The sequence below is a fragment of the Galbibacter marinus genome (genome assembly GCF_000300875.1).
Classification (GTDB): Bacteria; Bacteroidota; Bacteroidia; order Flavobacteriales; family Flavobacteriaceae; genus Galbibacter; species Galbibacter marinus.
Genome location: NZ_AMSG01000019.1, coordinates 1 through 18,441 on the forward strand (window position 1 = coordinate 1; position 18,441 = coordinate 18,441).

General features: G+C 37.0%; 18 protein-coding genes and 1 pseudogene. 8 read left to right on the forward strand and 11 right to left on the reverse strand.

The window, feature by feature from the left end; genetic code table 11:
* Positions 1-1,309: Fic family protein (locus tag I215_RS11740; RefSeq protein ID WP_008992187.1), on the forward strand; the 1,309-nt coding region annotated here is incomplete at its 5' end.
* Here the strand turns inward: I215_RS11740 and I215_RS16505 are convergent.
* Positions 1,310-1,474: pseudogene (locus tag I215_RS16505) on the reverse strand (site-specific integrase); the annotation flags it as partial.
* A gap of 248 nt (positions 1,475-1,722) precedes the next feature.
* On the opposite strand from I215_RS16505, the gene I215_RS11745 reads away from it, so the two are divergent.
* Positions 1,723-1,911, forward strand: coding sequence for a hypothetical protein (locus tag I215_RS11745; RefSeq protein ID WP_008992189.1), 189 nt, complete (start codon positions 1,723-1,725; stop codon positions 1,909-1,911).
* A 40-nt stretch (positions 1,912-1,951) separates the two neighbouring features.
* Positions 1,952-2,143, forward strand: coding sequence for a hypothetical protein (locus tag I215_RS11750; protein WP_008992190.1), 192 nt, complete (start codon positions 1,952-1,954; stop codon positions 2,141-2,143).
* Positions 2,144-2,430: 287 nt separating this feature from the next.
* On the opposite strand, the gene I215_RS11755 is transcribed toward I215_RS11750, so the two are convergent.
* Together I215_RS11755 and I215_RS11760 are read right to left on the reverse strand one after the other, a co-directional pair.
* Positions 2,431-2,685, reverse strand: a complete 255-nt coding sequence (locus tag I215_RS11755; RefSeq protein ID WP_008992191.1) for an AraC family transcriptional regulator — start codon at positions 2,683-2,685, stop codon at positions 2,431-2,433.
* Positions 2,686-2,737: 52 nt separating this feature from the next.
* Positions 2,738-3,481 (reverse strand): SOS response-associated peptidase, encoded by a 744-nt coding sequence (locus tag I215_RS11760; RefSeq protein WP_008992192.1) that lies wholly within the window; start codon positions 3,479-3,481, stop codon positions 2,738-2,740.
* A 422-nt stretch (positions 3,482-3,903) separates the two neighbouring features.
* Here I215_RS11760 and I215_RS11765 point away from each other — a divergent pair, with 422 nt between their 5' ends.
* The 3 genes from I215_RS11765 (at position 3,904) to I215_RS11775 (ending at position 6,280) form a co-directional block, all read left to right on the forward strand.
* Positions 3,904-4,671, forward strand: coding sequence for an SDR family NAD(P)-dependent oxidoreductase (locus I215_RS11765; protein WP_008992193.1), 768 nt, complete (start codon positions 3,904-3,906; stop codon positions 4,669-4,671).
* Positions 4,672-4,688: 17 nt separating this feature from the next.
* Complete coding sequence (locus I215_RS11770) at positions 4,689-5,141, forward strand: ester cyclase (protein ID WP_008992194.1); 453 nt, start codon at positions 4,689-4,691, stop codon at positions 5,139-5,141.
* Positions 5,142-5,359: 218 nt separating this feature from the next.
* Complete coding sequence (locus tag I215_RS11775; protein ID WP_008992195.1) at positions 5,360-6,280, forward strand: helix-turn-helix domain-containing protein; 921 nt, start codon at positions 5,360-5,362, stop codon at positions 6,278-6,280.
* Between the two features lie 260 nt (positions 6,281-6,540).
* On the opposite strand, the gene I215_RS16510 is transcribed toward I215_RS11775, so the two are convergent.
* From I215_RS16510 to I215_RS11795, 4 genes are all read right to left on the reverse strand, one after another.
* A complete protein-coding gene (locus I215_RS16510; protein ID WP_083852503.1) occupies positions 6,541-6,867 on the reverse strand; it encodes an NAD(P)H-dependent oxidoreductase in 327 nt (108 codons plus the stop codon).
* 557 nt (positions 6,868-7,424) lie between these two features.
* Positions 7,425-8,597, reverse strand: coding sequence for an ABC transporter permease (locus I215_RS11785; RefSeq protein WP_040460330.1), 1,173 nt, complete (start codon positions 8,595-8,597; stop codon positions 7,425-7,427).
* 6 nt (positions 8,598-8,603) lie between these two features.
* Positions 8,604-9,569, reverse strand: coding sequence for an HlyD family secretion protein (locus I215_RS11790; RefSeq protein WP_008992197.1), 966 nt, complete (start codon positions 9,567-9,569; stop codon positions 8,604-8,606).
* A complete protein-coding gene (locus I215_RS11795) occupies positions 9,559-10,959 on the reverse strand; it encodes a TolC family protein (protein ID WP_040460331.1) in 1,401 nt (466 codons plus the stop codon). The genes I215_RS11790 and I215_RS11795 overlap by 11 nt, the downstream gene beginning before the upstream one ends.
* 213 nt (positions 10,960-11,172) lie before the next feature.
* On the opposite strand from I215_RS11795, the gene I215_RS11800 reads away from it, so the two are divergent.
* A complete protein-coding gene (locus I215_RS11800) occupies positions 11,173-11,631 on the forward strand; it encodes a DUF4372 domain-containing protein (protein WP_262486293.1) in 459 nt (152 codons plus the stop codon).
* 404 nt (positions 11,632-12,035) lie between these two features.
* On the forward strand, positions 12,036-12,461 hold the full coding sequence (locus I215_RS11810) for a hypothetical protein (RefSeq protein ID WP_008992202.1): 426 nt from the start codon (positions 12,036-12,038) through the stop codon (positions 12,459-12,461).
* Positions 12,462-12,679: 218 nt separating this feature from the next.
* Here I215_RS11810 and I215_RS11815 read toward each other — a convergent pair whose 3' ends face one another.
* The 4 genes from I215_RS11815 to I215_RS11830 all read right to left on the reverse strand — a co-directional run bounded on the left by I215_RS11815 (position 12,680) and on the right by I215_RS11830 (position 18,438).
* Positions 12,680-14,911: a PepSY domain-containing protein gene (locus I215_RS11815; protein ID WP_040460332.1), complete on the reverse strand. Its 2,232-nt coding sequence runs from the start codon at positions 14,909-14,911 to the stop codon at positions 12,680-12,682.
* A gap of 10 nt (positions 14,912-14,921) precedes the next feature.
* Entirely contained in the window at positions 14,922-15,437 is a 516-nt protein-coding gene (locus I215_RS11820) for a DUF2271 domain-containing protein (RefSeq protein ID WP_008992204.1), read from the reverse strand.
* Between the two features lie 24 nt (positions 15,438-15,461).
* Positions 15,462-16,970 carry an ankyrin repeat domain-containing protein gene (locus I215_RS11825; RefSeq protein ID WP_008992205.1) on the reverse strand — a complete coding sequence of 503 codons (1,509 nt, stop codon included), beginning with the start codon at positions 16,968-16,970 and terminating at the stop codon, positions 15,462-15,464.
* A 91-nt stretch (positions 16,971-17,061) separates the two neighbouring features.
* Positions 17,062-18,438 carry a hypothetical protein gene (locus I215_RS11830; RefSeq protein WP_008992206.1) on the reverse strand — a complete coding sequence of 459 codons (1,377 nt, stop codon included), beginning with the start codon at positions 18,436-18,438 and terminating at the stop codon, positions 17,062-17,064.
* Positions 18,439-18,441: the final 3 nt, after the last annotated feature.

Consider the following 18,441-nt stretch of genomic DNA (forward strand, 5'->3'; position numbering starts at 1 on the left):
ATGCGTGGCGCAAATCGAACCGAAGTATCCAGTAAAACATTATAGTGAAGAGGAGCTGATTCAATTGGTCAGTATTGAGCCTACAGGTCAATATTCAAGAAGAATTTGGTTTTTAATAGAATGGTTACTCGGATCGGAACTTACGGGTATTTCCAGCATTAGTAAAAAAAGCTATGTTGACGTAATCAACACCCAATTACAATATGGTGTAAAAGGAATACGGTCACCCCGTCAAATGGTCAATAACAATTTACCCGGAACCGTTGACTTCTGCCCACTGGTTCGTAAAACAACTATATTGGAGCATCATATTCAGGAAAATTTATCCGCCAGAAACAAAATCTATCTAAAGGGTATACGAAAAAGTATTTTACAAAGAGCTGCTTCCTTTTTATTATTAAAAGATTCCAAGGCTTCTTTTACCATTGAAGGGGAAAGTCCAAAAAGCAAACGCACTGCGCGTTGGGGACAAGCCATAGGACAAGCAGGCATGAAAGACTTAAGCCATGAGGAATTTGAACGTCTACAGCAACTCGTTATAGAAAACCCCCGTTTTATTGACATGGGCTATCGTAAAAAAGGAGGTTTTATTGGTGAAAGAGATCAGGATACTTTTTCTCCCATTCCAGACCACATTTCCGCAAAACATGAAGATATTCCGATACTGATAACGGGATTGTTGGAAACCAATCGTAAGCTTTTAGACGATGAGATAGATGCTGTACTTGCTGCAACCATTATTGCATTTGGTTTTGTAAACATCCACCCTTTTGTAGATGGAAATGGACGTATTCATCGTTATTTGGTTCATCATATATTAGCAAAAAAAAGTTTTTCGCAGCAAGGAATTATTTTCCCTGTTTCCGCCTCTATTCTTGACCATATCGGAGACTATCACAAAGTACTAGAGCGTTATTCCATCCCTTTATTGGATTTTATTGAATGGAAGGAGACTGCTGATCACAGTGTTGAAGTTATCGGTGAAACTATTGATTACTACCGTTATTTTGATGCAACTGCACATGCGGAGTTTTTATATGGTTGTGTCAAGGATACCATTGAAAATATTATTCCTCAAGAAGTTGATTATTTGATCAAATACGAAGAGTTCAAGTATTATATTGATAATACATATGAAATGCCTGATGATATGGTATCATTATTAGTACGCTTTTTGGAGCAAAACAATGGAAAATTTTCTAAACGGGCAAAAGGGAAAGAATTTTCAATGCTTACAGAAAAAGAAATTGAAGATATTCAATCCCAATATAATTTGATTTTTAATCCCATAAAAAATAAAAAGCACTAAAAAATTAATCACTTTATCCAAAGCCGTATCAGCTTCCTTTTTCATAAAATTAGCTTGATAATTTATAGTGGTAGTTACCGAAGAATGACGATATAGCTTCTGTAACATTTGAATAGGAATTCTATCACCAGAAATATTACCAAAAGTGTGACGTGCAATGTGCACTATCTCATATAGCCGTAGTCGAAAAACATACTATTATGAAGGTGACTTTAAACTGGAAGTCAATATATCTATTACTATAATAAGTAATAGCGAAGTAACCCAGATTTTTGCAGGCAGCTATTTTTCTCAAAAAAATTCTATCGTGCATGGTTTGTGCAGTGTCTGACAGTATATTAGCATTATCAAAACCAATCTAAGCGCATAGATATGTTTTATAAACAAAATATAATCACTTAAATTTTAAAATCATGACAAATTTTAACTTATCAAATTATGGTGTTAATGAAATTAGCAAAGCAGAAAAAACAGAAAATAACGGAGGCTTCGTTGCAATTACCATTTTCGGGGTTGTCATCGCTTCCCATTATGTAGCCGCTGCCGCCGCAGGAATTGCAATTGGCGCAGGCATTGGTGTGGCAGCATATTATGGAGATTAATATATAATGAAATTTTAACTAAATATATTTTTATAAGCATATGAAAAACTTGTACATTGACTCAGGAATTATCGAACTAAGTCCAAAGAATTTAGAGGAAACTAACGGAGGTATCATAATTGCTTCTGGATTGGCAGTAGCAGGCTATTTTTTAGGAGGCATAGCAGTTGGCGCTGCTATCGGTTATGGAGCATCGGCCGCTATTGAAGGTATAGAAGGATGGTTTGAATAAAATTTGAAATGAAAAATATAAAAATGGAAAATAAAGAGAAAAATAGAACTTCGAATTTAAAAATGTACGTTTTTATTGTTGGGATGTCTATAGGTGCTGTAGTAGGTGCTTTCGCTTATTATATGTAAATGTATAAATTTTATTAAATAAGGATTAGCATTTTTGGGGAATTCACTCTGATTTAATTGTGCTGATCTCCTAAACGATTTAAAACTGTTTCAATTACAAATTGGAACAGTTTTTTCTATGCCTTAGGATTATTTAAGGATCAATCACAAAAGTTGTGTTTATATTAAAATATTATTTCGACTTTTGTCTTCAAAATAAGAATCCTTGGAGACCCATATAGAATTACTGAAATCATTTTTACCCGAATTACTTATCAACCAAAAGCTATCTCCGAATATTTGCTTAAATAGTGCTTTCATCTTTGTCTCACTCATCCCAAGCCTTTTTGCCAGTTCTGGCAATTTCACAGGGGTGCTAAGATCCGACAGTACGATTGACTGGATTTCATAACCATACTGCGGAAACCCATTCATCTTTAGTGGATGGGAGGAAAGCAGTCATCCCCTTTGCTAATTTTAAAAACTTCTAATAATCAATTGCAACCTCTGCATATTCCACTGGCAAAACAATATCCTTATGATCAGAGTGCGCTTTAGGATTATAAACATCCTTACTCACAGGGTAGGCTCTTAAAAGTTCATCTGGCATGTCGTCCTTAATAACCTCTTTAATAGTACTTACACTCAAGGAGCCATCCAACCAAACGTCAATATCAGAATCATTTAAAATAACTGGTCGTCTTAGTTTGGTATTATGGATTTTTGCAAACAGAGGTGTTGCAGGTTTTGTGAGTATCGTAAAGGTATTATAACCATCCTTTGTAACATTGTAAATTCCAGCGAGGCTGATAGGGTTTTGATCCTGCCTATCAAAATAAAATGGAACCTTAAACTTTTTAGGCGCCGTATGGGGTTCAAAAAAACCAGTGACTGGAACAATGCACCGTCTACCCATGGCACTGAATTTATAAATGAAGTGATGAAAAAGTTTTTCAGACTGTGCGTTCAATCCTCCGCCAAACCGGACGGCATTCTTATAGTACTCAACATGCCCAGCACCTAATTTATTACTTGGCATTATACCCCAAAGAGAGGGTATGATACTATTTCTTTGTTCTTGAGGTAGGATCCACATTAAGGGGTGCGAAAAGCCGTTGGCATGGTAGTATCTTAGATCCTTTTCTGGCTTTACACTACCCAATATATTTTCTACATCATAATGATGCTCCAATGTTTGAACAGACTTAGTTTGACTCACCGAATAACACATAATACGAAGGCATTTTATTAACCATTAAAATTAAAATTGCGTTGAAACCAGCTTATTATCAAATATAATAATTCACATAAAACATTAATAACAAACATCTTAAAAAAATATAATTCCTTTACTGTACTCATTTCCCTTAAGAATTGAGAAGTTGGATTATTTTTCACACTTTTTATAATTATGTTTTCAGCTTACGACTTTATTTAAACCCTTACAATATACTCACTTAATTCTGTATACAAATAGCGCTGATTATCAATGCTTTTGATATGGTTTATTTTACTAGTGATTCGAATATCTAACGACTCCTCCCCACATATATTCAAGAAAACCTGTTTTGGCTAAATCAATCATTGTTTTAGATAAATCCCTCACGAGTTATCCCAGGATATTTGTATTGAATTTTTAATACAAAAAAGAAAATGTCAAACAACAAAATTGCATTGGTCACCGGTGGAAGCCGTGGTCTAGGAAGAGATATGGCTATCAGTCTATCCAAAAAAGGTTTGGATGTAGTGATCACATACCATTCCAACAAAGAAGCTGCGGAATCAGTCATTAATGAAATCGAGAAATATGGACAAAAAGGGTTTGCTATCCCTCTTGACCTAACAGATTTCAATGGACTTGATTCTTTTATTGAATCCCTTTCCGATTCTTTAACTCAAACTCTTGGAACAGAAAAAATAGATTACTTAATAAATAATGGGGGATTCATCCATTACGCCAATTACACCCAGGCAACACTAGAACAGTTTGAGGAGCTGCTTAATGTTCACTTTAAAGGCCCTTTTTTCCTTACTCAAAAACTACTTAATCAGTCTCTTTTGAATGATCAAGGCGGCATTGTCAATATCTCTACTGGCCTTGCGCGTTTTACTACTCCTGGATTCGCTACCTATGCAGCCATGAAGGCTGCTATGGAAACACTCACCAAATATCAAGCCCAAGAATTAGGCAAGAAAGGGATTAGGTCAAATATCGTTGCTCCTGGAGCCATCGAAACCGATATAATGGGTGGTGTAGTAAGGGATAATAAAGAAATGAATTCCCTTTTAGCTTCACAAACAGCATTGGGACGTGTAGGATTGCCAGACGACATAGGAAGCGTTGTGGCATTTTTATGTACTGATGATGCCAAGTGGATAAATGCTCAACGGATTGAGGTTTCTGGCGGTGCTAACTTATAATATTAAAAAATATCGAAATGCAAAAAAGAAATACTAATATGGTCAAAGGATTGACCCAAGAAGAACTTAACACATTAGAGGTTTTCTACAGCGCTTGGAAAAGAAATAAACCTGAATTACTTAATGAGGTTTGCACCCCTGAATGGAAGGACATTCCATTAGCACCAGATCAGCAAGGGGGTCCAATCGGGTTACAAATAATAATGCGAAGACTCATCGATGCTTTTCCTGATATAGAGGTGGTCATTCATGAAATATATGGAACTCATGAAAAAGCAGCCGTAAGAGCAGAATTAAAGTTCACACATCATAAGGAGTTACTAGGCATTCCTTCAACAAATAACAAAGTAGCCATCGCTCTTCACGAGTTTCATCATCTGAAAGACGGAAAACTTACGCACACTTGGCATTTGGAGGATTGGTTTGGACTGTTAATGCAAAGTGGTGCATGGTCTACTGGGGGGCTATAAGTAAATCCTTAGACGATATTCCAACCAACTTAATTCTAGGAAATATAGATTAAGAAATGAAAGGAAAAAGTACTGATAACCGGCACTACCAAGGGAATTACGAACCCGAAATTTAATTTTAAATTATGTTTCTTCTTCTAAATTGGCACTAGGAACTGCTTGGAATCTGATTAAATTGGTAAATTTAGAAACTCAATAGCTAGTCCAAAAATTGTATTATGGCTAAAGAACTCAGAAAATTAAAGACAATCTCCGAATATCATAGACAACGGAATTTGGAAAAACCCAAACACCCATTAATCAGTCTAATAGATTACTCCCAAATTGTCGATTTACCTAAGCACAATGATGTTCATTGGTTACATGACTTTTATTCAATAGCACTAAAAAAAAATCTGGATGTTAAAATGATATACGGTCAGCAGGAATATGATTTTGACGAAGGTCTTATGTCTTTTCTAGCTCCTAATCAGGTATTAAATATTGTGGTCGAGGATCAAACAACAAATAGTAATCGAGAGGGCTGGCTTCTATTTATTCACAAGGACTTTATTTGGAATACTTCGTTGGCTACTAAAATTAAAACATATGATTTTTTTCTGTATGCTATAAACGAAGCACTCTTTTTATCGAATGAAGAACAACAGATTATCAATACTGTATTTCAAAATATTAATCGAGAGATCAATTCCAATATAGATACCTACAGCCAAAATATCATCATCTCACAAATTGAATTACTCCTTAACTACTGCGAACGGTTTTACAACCGACAGTTCATTACCAGAAAGAAGGCCAACCATCAAATATTGAGTCAATTGGAAGTTATTTTACATGATTATTTTGCAAATGATGATGTCATCAACGAAGGATTGCCCACTGTTCAATTCGTTGCCGATGCGCTTCATGTTTCTCCAAACTATTTGAGTAGTTTGCTAAAATCCCTTACTGGTTTAAATACCCGGCAGCACATACATGAAAAGCTCATTGAGTTCGCCAAGGAAAAACTTTCCACAACAAATCTTACGGTGAGCCAGATAGCTTTCGAATTAGGTTTTGAACATGTTCAGTCATTTAATAAACTCTTTAAGTCCAAGACTAATCTGTCCCCATTAGAGTTTAGGGGAAGTTTCAGCTAATGCCAAATACCTTATGAAATGAAATAGCTTTTGTGGTGAAAACAAATTTTACCTCGTAAAGGATGAACAAAAATAAGTACAGCATCATGGATCCATTACCCGAAAACTATTTTTTATACTGTACTATAACATTCTCTCCTCAAGTGCATCCTTCCATATAAAAAACCGTTCCGTTTATCACTATAGTCGTGGATTATAGTGATAAACAGGATTAACAGTGCTCACGGAAAACCTCTTAAGTTTCATAGAACCATGTAAGCTTATTCCATACACTTGATCTTCTCAAAAATAAACTGCTTGGATTGTTCAAAAATAGCACCACCATATTCTTCATTGTCCAATGAGATTACATTTGTATCCTTCACTCCCATCATTGAAAACACAAATTTTAAATAACTCGTTTGATAGTTCATATTTTCATTCTTTTCACCTAGGCCGTATCCGCTATCTCCTCTTGTCGATAATATAAATAACCTTTTATTTTTAAGTAAACCGACGTAATCACTATCGTTTAAACAAATTAAGTGATAATCGAAATCCTGAAACGGGAAAGAGAGGTAAAAGAACGCTCGCCAAAAACAAAGTATATAAACATATTAATTTAAGAATTAGGGATATTTATCCAAATTTCAACATTGGCATAACAACTGGGACAAAGGAAAATTTCGAAAATTTATGGTTTATGCCCTACAGGCATTGGAAATTTAAAGCAAAGGGAAGTGTGCCTAAATAAAAAAAAGCCCCGAAGCATATCTACAAAACTCTCACGCTACCGCGTGAGCCTCCAATATGCCAAAAGGCTTTATGCAATAAAATCATTTTTAATGACTTATCTTAAGTAAAAAAAGATATAAGTTGATAAATTTTCATTAATTTGCAGGTAGATAGTGCCCAGCCAGTCATTACGCATTGGTGCTGCACTTAAAAAAATCGAAAGATAAAAACCGGACTTGCTCCGGTTTTTTTGTTTTTGATCCACTATCGTCCGGTTAGGCATTGCTATAAAAGAGAATAAGCTAATTAGTTATATTTTTACCGGACATCAATGGTTTTAAAAAATAAACCCGTTATTTTTGTAAGATCAATAACTTTTTAGAGCTATATTTCTATAGGTGATTTTTATTTTGCAAGGCTTAAACCTGGCTTACAAAGCATTTTCTTCCAGAGCTATTTTTGTCTTTCTAATTTTGAAATATAAAATAACTGCTGATAGCGATAAACAAACTAGCGCTATAATAGCCATGGCGATCACCGGCCCATAAATATGTGAAATTTCGGCGTGGTTGAGATACAGTAATCGAAAGGTTTTTAAATAATGCGTTAGCGGAATTAACTCGGCGATAAATTGTACCCAGGCTGGCATTTGGCTTAGAGGCCAGGTAAATCCGCTAAGGATAAAGCTTGGCGTAGCAACGACCATCAATACTTCTGTAGCTTTTAATTGATTGGGTAAAACAATGCTCACCAGGACCCCTATGCCACAAACGGCCAAAATAAAGACAAAAGTGCTTAATGAAAATGCCCAAAAAGCACCACCAATAATCATATTGTAATATTTTGAAAAACCATAATAGAGTAGGAGTATGCCTATAGACATAAGCATATAGGGAATAATTTTAACGGCCAACATTCCAAATGGATTGGGCATTTTTCGCACCAATTCTTTAAAGGTTCCGTTTTCATATTCGGCAGCAAAGGTTAGAGCCAGCCCCAGGAGTAAAACCTGCTGAAAAACCGTTAGCAAGACTCCAGGAAGCATAAAATATAGATAGTTTCCACTGCGGATACTTTGTTTTATGATGGTGGTTTTAAAAGGTTCGTAATTTTGTGCGGCTATATATTCGGGGACTCCTTTTTTCAATTGGGATTCTATTTGAATACCCGCTTTCATCGTCATTGCAACCCCATTTACCGCCATTAAAGCAGTATTGGAAGTAAGGGTGTTGGAAGCATCTACAAAAATGGTAATCTCGGGCAACCTGTTTTGTTGGATTCCGGAAGTAAATCCGTTTGGGAGATTAACAATAACAGTGGCTTCCTCATCTATAGCTTTATTTTCTGCATCATTAAGAGAGGGTAAAACTGCTGCTACCTCAATACTTTCGGTCTCCTCGAGCATATCAATGAATTTAACACTCATTGGGCTCTGGTCTTGATCGACTACAATTATGGGCAAATCTGTGATTTTCCCTTTTTGATAAACAGCACCTATAAGCACACCGTATAAAATGGGAGCGCCTATAAACAGTAATCGCAGGACATTATTGCTAAAGAACAGCCTGAATTCCCGATTTATTAAATGTATAAATTTCTTCACTTCAATCTATTTGTCGAGTTCCAGGGAAACCGATGCTTTGGTTATCAATCCTCTTACCTCCGCGGGATTTGCGGGTTGCACCTCTACTTCAAACAAGGCTTGTTGCATGTCAAAATCGGGATAGGCAGTGGCGATGTTGGCGTATGAACTCAATGCCTTCACCATGACTACTTCACCATCAATAAGTTCAGTATCTTTATAAAGCACTTTTATTTTTACTTTTTTACCCGGTTTAATTTCTCCCAATTTACTTTCGGCAATGGTAAACCTGAAATAGACCGATTGATCTACATAACCGCTAAACACGGGATAGCCAGCCAGGGCAAGCTCCCCAATCTCCAGGTTGATGGTTTCTACAGACATATCCTGGGGTGCGGTCATATATTTTTCCCGCTCAGCGGCATCTACTTCAGAGATTGCTCCCGAGGCCTGCAATTGCTGTCCCAGGGCCATGGTTTGCTGTTCTAGACGCCCACCGGTGCGAGCTTCTTCCAATTCGGTTTTGGCAGCTTCGTATTGATTTCTAGCTCCCTGGTATTTAGCATAAACCTCGTCAAATTGCTGCTGGGGTATGAGGCTGTCCTGCAACATCTTTTCTAACCGGTTCTTAGATTTTTGGGCAAATTCAAATTGTTCCTTAAGTCCGTTTACCTTGTTTTGTAATTGGCGCAATTGGGCACTTGTAGCTCCCTTTTGGGCCATTTGGTACTGCGCTTCTGCGGATTTAAAAGCACCTTCGGCCTGTTGTTTTTTGGCATCGACTTCGGGAATATCTAAAATAGCCAAAGTGTCACCTTTTTTTACAAGATCCCCTTTGGAGACCAATATCTTTTCAACAGTACCAGGCACTTTGGTAACCACTGATATTTGCGTCCGCTCAATTTTCCCCATAAAGGCTGGCTCAATTTTTTTGTCGGAGCAAGCGGCAAAAACAACCAGAATCGCTAAGAATAAACTATTTTTAATTTTCATTTTTGCTATAAATTTTATCCAACAACTCCCCGGTGGCCAGCAAAAGTTCTATTGTCGCTGCCCTTTGATTGAGAATTTGATTGTAATAATTTAAATTTACTTTGTAGTAATTATTTTCAGATTCCAGACGTTCTGTTAAATCAACTAAACCGGCGCGGTATTGTTTGGTAGCCAGCTGTAAATTGTTTTTGGCTATCTTAACGCGTTGGTCTGCCACTAAAACCTTTTGCTCTGCTGTTTTTAAATCAGATTGATTTTTAAATAACAGCAGCTCAAATTTCTCACGGGTATCCTTTAGCTTGGTTTTACTTATCTCGAGTTCGATCCCGGCCTTTTTTATGTTCTTGTTGTTTTCACCTCCCTTAAACAAATCCCATTGTAAACCAACGCCAACCGAAGCTGCCGGCTCCATGCGTATGTGCTCTGCTTCTAAAGTTACATCGCCGGCAATGGGTACATCTTTAAAGTCCATACTGGTGTCGAAGGCATTTAAATACGCCAAATTTCCAAAAGCAAAAACTTTTGGGAAAAAACTTCCCTTTTCTTTTTTATAAGCAAATTCCTTTGCTTTTTTTCCCGCTTCCAGGGCTTTTAACTCTACTCTCTTTTCTGCATCCAGGGAAGCCGTGCTTATCATAAAGGTTTTTAACTCATAGGCAATAGACTGTAATTCTTGTTTGGTCATTCGAGTAAGGTAACCAAGCTTGGCAAGTAATACATTTCTATTTCCTTCGGCTTCAAGCTGTTTCTCTTTCAGTTCCAGCATTGCTAATTTTACTTTATCCCGGTCATAAGGAATGGCTAGGCCATTTTCTATAGCTTTTAAAACCTTTTTATGTTCTGTTTCGAGCCGCTTTTCAGAATCTTCAATTAATTTATCCACCTCATTCAAGAGCATCAATTGGTCAAAAGTAGTAATGACTTCCTTAGCAATCTCTTCTTTACCAGCTTCAGCTAAAAAACGTTCTGCTTTTTCTTTTTCTTTTAATGCCTTTATGCCATTATTAATTTGGTTACCCGCAAAAATAAGCTGCCTTGCCGATAGCGAGCCTAGAAAAACCTGGGTTTGAAAATTGGAGACGAGGGGATCTTCTAAAAAAGGAGTGCCGCTAATAGGTAAATATTGGGTGGGAAACTTTGGGCTCAATTGTGAATATAAAAATCCGTAGCCGCCAGAAATTGAAATTTGGGGCAATCTTTTCCCCTTCATGATCTCCATATCAAATTGTGTGTTTTCAGCTTGCATTTGCTGTATATCAACTTCGGCACTTTCTGTAATCGCTTTTTGAATGGGCTCTTTTAAAATAGCTTCAATAAAGCTTTGGGCCTGGATGGGGGTATCCAATAAGAATACCATTATAATGCCCAAACAGCTTAACTTCCTTTTCATATTAGACTGATTTACCCAATTTCTTCAAAGTTAACGAAAATATTTAATTGACAGAAGCAACCTATTTGACTATCGTCATTAAATAACAGTAGTGTCCGATAAAACTTTTTAAAAGCGGGATTTCCTTGATGGATTTCCCGCTTTATAGTAATTTGGTTTTTCCACAAACTAAATACTATGAACAAAAGTAACAACATTAGCTGACAGCCCATCATTAAGCAACTATTAAAATTGCTTTCCCCATCAATAATTACCCGGACAGTATCCCAACACAACAGCGACAGGTATTACAAGCGTTTTAAAACATACGATCATTTGGTAACGATGCTTTACGCAACTTTGAGCGGTGTTAGCTCCCTGCGTGAGCTATCCACTATATTATTGGCCTGCGAGGGGCGAATAGGTCATTTGAACCTTAAACATTTTCCAAAACGCAGCACTTTGTCCGATGCCAACAAAAATCGTAGTAGCAAAGTCTTTGCCAATATCTACTATAGCTTGTTTAGGACTTACCGTTCATTTTTATCGGACAGCAGTCCGTTTTCCTTGCCCGTCAAGCATTTAAAAATCGTTGATTCCACCACCATAAGCCTGTTCAGTGATATTTTAAAAGGTGTTGGCCGCAACCCTGTCAACGGTAAGAAAAAGGAAAAGCTTTTAAAGCATATATAACAGACCTCAGAATGAATTATATTATTGGAAAGATTGAAAAAAACAAAAGATACAGAACAGTTAAAATTAATTACCTGGCAGATGAATGTGGATTTCGTGATGTACACACTTTTATTCGCTCTTTCAAAATCAGAACTGGTGAAGTACCCACTAAATACATACAAAATCTAAGCTCGGAGAATTCTGAAGAAGCTTAGAATTTGGTTTTTATTAAGGTCAAAGCAGATAATAGATCTCACTAAAAAGAGATAACAATAATGAATTAGTGCCAAATATAATCTTATATATTTGGGTGACTAGGCTCCATCACGTGGGGCATAACTCAAGCATTGTTTCCTAAATTTACATTATATAAAGCCAATCATAACCTGTAATTAAATGCAAACCCATCTAAACAAATCAAAATGACCAAAACAACAATTTTATTACTCTTTAGTCTGATATTTTCAATTAGCACCTACAGCCAAAATAATGTAAGTGGTAACGATCAACCCCTATATATTAATATCCTAGTTTCACCTGGGAAAACGGTAAGCGTTAATAATCATGTCAATATTCTACCTGAAAATATTAAAAAACACATCAGTAAAATTGTAAATAATCATTCCATCTTGGAAAATGAAAATTTAGTGTACCGGATTTACGGTACTAAAAGCATGAAGCTCGGAAATATCATGGATATCCAACAGAAGTTACTTGGTCTATATCCAGCCAAATACGAGCGGTATGTAATTTTAGATGGAGATGAACAAATTCTAATAGATGACGCGAAGTGGACAAAGAAACTAGGTGAATTAGAAATTTTAAAAATTGATAAACCAGTTAGGTAAAGCGAATCTACGCTACATCTGAGACGACTTAAAAAAATGTGATGTTTAAACCATGCACCCATTGATCAATTTACTGAAGTTTAATGCACTAACAGATCATATACATTGACCTATTGGGGTGTTTCGCGATAGGTATTTTTTGCTGGGGATCCTTGCTGCAATTAGTTAAGGTACCCAAAGGCACAAAAATAGCGAATTGAAAATACCTAGGACCAACACTAATAACAGTCCATTTTTATCTGCTTGCGATTTTGGAAGTGACTTAAATCTTTCTTTAGATAACAATTACAAATACCCTGTAATTCTTTGGTGACTTCACGCTGCATAGCAATAGATCCACAAATCATAACGCAGCCTCCTGATTTTAGGGTTTGAGCTATTTCTTGACCATCTTTTTTTATCAAGTGTTGCACATAAACCTTCTCTGAATCCAGCCTTGAGTACGCTGGTGTAAAACGATCCAACTTCTTATCTTTAATCGCCTTGTCAATAAAAGATTCATATAGCTCTAGAGACTCTGGATTTCTACCACCCCAATAAAGACGAAGTTTTTGTTTGGGTTTACTATTTTGATTCCCCTTTTTAATCAGCGCATTTTTAGGGGTATTAGAATGGATCATTCCCAAAAAAGGACCGATTCCCGTTCCAGTTGCAATAAGCACTGTTTCCTTTGCCTTTTTAGGTAAACGAAAATGTGGATTCTTTACAACCCCACAAGAGAGTACCTCTCCTTGATTTAGATCCCCTAGCCAATTAGAACACACCCCATTTGGATGTCTTTTTACACTTATAGCTAAGGTCCCCCCTCCAAGATCACCGATAGAGTACAATCTCTCACGTCCATCCTCTTTTGGAGTAATAGACAATAAATCTCCTGATGCGGTCTCAATACCGTTGGTGTTTTTTAAAGTTAATAGAAACGTATCTTGTTTAGTTAATCGATCCACCACCACAAAATCAGTGCTTTGTTTCTTCGGAAGATTAATAGCACTCTTATCAAGCTGCAGGTTCACCCCTTGCTTAGATCCCCATGAAAAAGCCCAATTTGAAAATGCCTCAAAAGATTTGTCATTCACCGTAAACACCTCCTCGGTTGATTCCGCTGTTTCAAGATCCCGCAGCGCATTATGTGCCTGGTAAGCAAATTCACAAAACTTAGGGTACGAGGTCGATCCAAATCCAACAACTGAAAAAGAAAAAGACTGCTTTTGAGGGTGACTTCTAAGTAGTTTTATAAAATTGTTGGCGCTAATTGGAGCCTCCCCTTGACCATAAGTCGCAGTGATTATGACAAGGTGCTTCATTTTTTCGAAGCTATTGTAATGATTCATCTGACCTAAAAAGCTTCGTTTACCAGCTTTAAGTAGGTTTTTATGAAACTCTTGGGCGTATTGTAGTGTTGTCCCACCTTCTGTTCCTACTAAGATGATATATTCAGATTCACTGTTTTTGTATTTATTTTTAACACTACTCTTTGGGCGTTTAAAATAAATAATAAAACCAGTCACCATTAAAAAAGGAATGGCAAGACTGCCAAGACCCAAGATAACACTCCATATGATACTACCCTCCCCTGTATGTAATACAGTAGCCCAGGAAGAAATTGTATTTACCATAGGATTTTTATCCTGAGCAAGCACTTCGCCTGTGTACTGATTCAGTAGCACTTCCCTATCTTTAAGTCGGATCAAGTAATAATCCTCTACAAATTCAGAAAACGGATATTCTATCTCCTTAAGCTCACTTAAAGGTGTGTTTTTAAAAAGTTCAAAATCTTCGTAAGCCAATCTTGGCTCCTCAGATAAAGAATCATAATCAATCTGGTGAACTAGTTGCTTCTCCGGAATAATGTTAAAACGCAGTAGTGATAAGTATATCCCTGATAAAGATAAAATCAGAATCGGAATAAGGGTAAAACGTGAATACACCACATGGTTAAACTGAGAATAGTTCTCACGGACCACAGGAGAAAAGAAATGCTTAATTCCCCCTTGGCGTTTGGCTATTAACACAATACCAGAGACAGCTATTAAAAGCAATAAAAAAGAAACTAAACCGATTAAAAAGCGGCCTGTCGATTTTAAAAATAGAGATCGATGGAAATTGGTGCTAAATTGAAAAATAGGCGCTTTTTCTATAAGAGGCCCTAAGGCCTCACCTGTAAAAGGATCTACATAGAACTGCTGGGTTTGCCCGTCAATAATAGCCGAGACACTGACAAACTCATTTCGATCCTTTGAAATTGAAAGAATTTCATCATAGCTCGAATTCAAATTAATCAGTGTCTGCGACAATGTAAGATCACCAGCGTCTTTAACACTGTATGGATGTAATTTATTCGATATGGGTTCAACAGCCAGAATCGTCCCTGTTATGGATACTGCTAACAGAAACAAGGACGAAATTAAGGCTAATATAAAGTGGCTGTATCGCCATATAGAAAGGGTCATAATTGGGCGTTTAATTTGGCATCATACGAATATGGCGAATGTAACCTTTACCATTTACTGTGTTTCTAATGGTTGCTGATTCAATGGCAACCTCAGCATCAATAGCATAGTACTCTTGATTCTCTACAGCCGATTCAAAACGTATGGTATACCCACTATCGACCTGTGACTGATCAAAAGACAATGAAATAATATTGCGCTGACCATTACCTATAGTAGCCCCTGTGATGGCATCAATGCTTTCACTGGAACCATTACTAAAACTCCACCAATTCTTTAGATCTGGAAACCATTCTTTATCATCTCCTTGGACATAAAGCGTTTTCACATAATCCCCATTGGGATCTACAAGTGACACCACCACATAGGCACGCTCACCAGTGTAGTTCATCATTTGAATGAGACATTTATAAGTAACAGGTGGAGTGTTGATACTACTGCTAGTATTCCCGATCGCAAGAGGAGAATGAGCCTGAGTGATAAAGCATATCCCTAATAATGCTACTATTTTACCTAAAAGTTTCATGGTTCTATATTGTGTGTTCTATAATTATTTTAGAAAAGTCAAATCTGCATTCTTCGCTACTAATAGCTCGTTTGCACTAGCTAATTCATAAGGAGTTTCTCCAAACTCAGTAGTTAGATTTACATCCGCACCCTCTGATAGTAAGTATTGTAAAACCTCCACATTATCGGTCTGTAAAGCCGCATAGTGTAAAGGTGTGTTTCCTTGACTATCTTTAGCGTTAATATCAGCACCTAAACCATTTACGGTCTGTAAAAGCGCTAAATTATTTTTTTGAACTGCTAAATGCCAAATGTTTTTTTCGTCTTCTTGAGCTTTTGTAAAGTCCACACCTTTTTCCTTTAAAGCCGCTACCTTGGTTTCAAAATCCTTAGGTAATCCACGAGTATCTAGTAGATAATACACTAGGCTATTGCCGTTTTTATCTATGAGTTTAGCATCTGCTCCCTTTGATAGAAGGTAAGCAACTACTTCGCTGCTATTGTTTTGAACTGCTATACTAAGAGCTGAATGACCGTCTTGGTTTAAATGATTGATATCATCTGATTTTTCACTTAGGTATTTTATGATCTCCAAATTATTCCGAGAACAAGCGTTTAGTAAGGCTGTATTACCATTGTGATCAACAGCATTAGGATCTACTCCTTTTTCGATAAAGTAATCATAGATCTTTAGATCTTTTGAAGAACGAGAGAGATTGTGTAGTGGAGTAATACCTTGGTCGGAAGTAACATTAGGATTAACACCGAGTTCTTCTAAATATTTAAATACCTCTAATGAGTTACTACTACCTCTACCTCCACGACTAGCAAACAATATTGCATTTTCCTTAGTCTTGGCGTTAGCCTTTGTTGAAACACCACGATCAATAAGTGCATTTAACACATCGATATTTCCTCCTTGAGCCGCATAGGCAAATATACCATTACCACGGTTATCTGTAGCATTAATATCTAGTCCTTTGCTGATAAAGTAATCGATTAGATCTAAATTCTTAACCCTAGGAGCCGCTATTAAAATGACGCTGCGACCATCTTGATCTTTTTCATTGATAAGGTCGGATCCATTTTTGATAAGGAATTCATACACATCCGTATTATCTTGCCCAGCAGCTGCGGTAAATTGAGATACCGTATAGCCGTGAGAATCAGTTAGATCAGTTTTAGCTCCTTTTTCAAGTAACACCTCTACGATGTCTAAATGCCCTCTAGAGGCTGCCCAAAAGATATAAGTTCTTGAATCATGCGTTCTTTTGTTTACATCATTCCCTTGGGCTAAAAGATGTGCAATCGTGGCCTTAGAATTTCCACCAAAAATGGCGAAAGAAGTCGGATCATATCCACCGCGGTTGGACTCAGTGATAGAATGTCCTTGAGCGATTTTCGCATCAATATCCTCTATACTAGGTTTTGCAGCCCAGTAGTCTCTATCCATAAATGGATTTTCTTCTCCCTTATTTTGAGCAATACTCGTTAGTGAGGCTAAGGATGTAACCATACTTAGAAAGAAGATCTTAATGGTTTGTTTTTTCATTTCTTAGGTTTTTAAAGCGTATGTTCTAATATTGAAAGAATTCCGGGGGAACTCCCCGGAATTACTGTAATTAATGACTTTTTAAATGAGCTTAAAATGCTCCGATAAAATGACTTCCCGATACATTAACTAGTTCTGCACCCTTAGTTACTTCACCTGACTCTGTATCGACAACATAAATGTTCCCGTTTTCTCCAACAGGAGCTTGAGTTAGATATATTTCAGTTCCATCAACTGCAAAACCTTGGTATTGGAATAAGTAAAAATTTGGATCGTAAGGAATCTCAGTGATTTGTTCTGCCGTTCTAGCTTTTAGATCAACTAGTGCAAAAAATCCTTGCTCTCCAGCTACACCTTCCGCAGATCCTGCATGACGATAAGCAAGTACTGCTTTCCCGTTTTCAGCTGGTCTCCAAGCTAAGATGTACGCATCTTGAACACCTAAAGCTTGGTCTAAGTTAAAGACATAAGAATCATCGTACTGGTTGTCTTCTCCTATTTTTAGAATATGTGAACCTTGAGGGTCTCCTTGATTAGCTTGATAAACGCTTCCTTCGAACTCAAAGGAATTTATGCTACGATATCCGTTGGTATTTCCATGACCTACTGTAGATGTTATAACTGTAGGGTTTAAAAGTGAAGGGTAGTCCAATACGATCGTTTTAGATCCTAAGATTTCACCATCACTATCACTTTCTGCAGTTGCAGGATCCACCTTACTAAGACGTGCCCCTATATACAATTTATCGCCAGCAGCATTCAAAGTAGGCATATCAATTCTAGAGATATAATATCCGTCTGCTTCCTCTTCTGGGCTTAACCCTACACTTTGCTCTTGATATTCTACAATAGTTGAATTTTGTAAATCCAAAGTCACAACACCCATAGTAGCCTCAGTACGAAGATAGGTATCATCTGTGGCATCTTCTGGTGTTCCGTTATCATCAAATTGATGTTCAGTTGAAACATAAACAGCGGCACCTGTTTTATCACCATCAAATAATTTAATCCATCTTGGTGCAGATCCTACATATTGTGCAATACTCACCTGTGATCCAGTTGGCGCAAAGTTTTGTCCACCTTCAACAGTGTATTTGGTATAGTTCCCTCCAGTATCCCCAGCATAACTAATATTGAAAATTGTACTTCCATCTTCTGAAGCTTGTAGACGTGCGGTTCTGTTTGAAGGCACTATGAAACCATTATCAAATGGCTCAATTGAAACAGTTGGGTCCTTTGCATCTTCGCTACTTACGGAATAAATTAAAGTTCCACCGTTTCCATCACCCGGATTTTCTCCCATTTTTGCAGCTGCAATGGTAATCCATCTAGAGTCCTCTACTGGATCTGTTGGGTCTGGTTGTGGATCTAAATCCCCTGGACTATCGTCACTACTACATGCTGTCATAAGACCAACCGTTAGGATGGTAGCCACCATTGTTCTATAGGTCAAAAAGTTTATTTTCATTGT

Bases quoted from the DNA above. Each gene is read 5' to 3' on its own strand.
- I215_RS11745 (WP_008992189.1), top strand. From the start codon at position 1,723: ATGACAAATTTTAACTTATCAAATTATGGTGTTAATGAAATTAGCAAA.
- I215_RS11750 (WP_008992190.1), top strand. From the start codon at position 1,952: ATGAAAAACTTGTACATTGACTCAGGAATTATCGAACTAAGTCCAAAG.
- I215_RS11755 (WP_008992191.1), bottom strand. From the start codon at position 2,685: ATGAATGGGTTTCCGCAGTATGGTTATGAAATCCAGTCAATCGTACTG.
- I215_RS11760 (WP_008992192.1), bottom strand. From the start codon at position 3,481: ATGTGTTATTCGGTGAGTCAAACTAAGTCTGTTCAAACATTGGAGCAT.
- I215_RS11765 (WP_008992193.1), top strand. From the start codon at position 3,904: ATGTCAAACAACAAAATTGCATTGGTCACCGGTGGAAGCCGTGGTCTA.
- I215_RS11770 (WP_008992194.1), top strand. From the start codon at position 4,689: ATGCAAAAAAGAAATACTAATATGGTCAAAGGATTGACCCAAGAAGAA.
- I215_RS11775 (WP_008992195.1), top strand. From the start codon at position 5,360: ATGGCTAAAGAACTCAGAAAATTAAAGACAATCTCCGAATATCATAGA.
- I215_RS11790 (WP_008992197.1), bottom strand. From the start codon at position 9,569: ATGAAAATTAAAAATAGTTTATTCTTAGCGATTCTGGTTGTTTTTGCC.
- I215_RS11795 (WP_040460331.1), bottom strand. From the start codon at position 10,959: ATGAAAAGGAAGTTAAGCTGTTTGGGCATTATAATGGTATTCTTATTG.
- I215_RS11810 (WP_008992202.1), top strand. From the start codon at position 12,036: ATGACCAAAACAACAATTTTATTACTCTTTAGTCTGATATTTTCAATT.
- I215_RS11815 (WP_040460332.1), bottom strand. From the start codon at position 14,911: ATGACCCTTTCTATATGGCGATACAGCCACTTTATATTAGCCTTAATT.
- I215_RS11820 (WP_008992204.1), bottom strand. From the start codon at position 15,437: ATGAAACTTTTAGGTAAAATAGTAGCATTATTAGGGATATGCTTTATC.
- I215_RS11825 (WP_008992205.1), bottom strand. From the start codon at position 16,970: ATGAAAAAACAAACCATTAAGATCTTCTTTCTAAGTATGGTTACATCC.
- I215_RS11830 (WP_008992206.1), bottom strand. From the start codon at position 18,438: ATGAAAATAAACTTTTTGACCTATAGAACAATGGTGGCTACCATCCTA.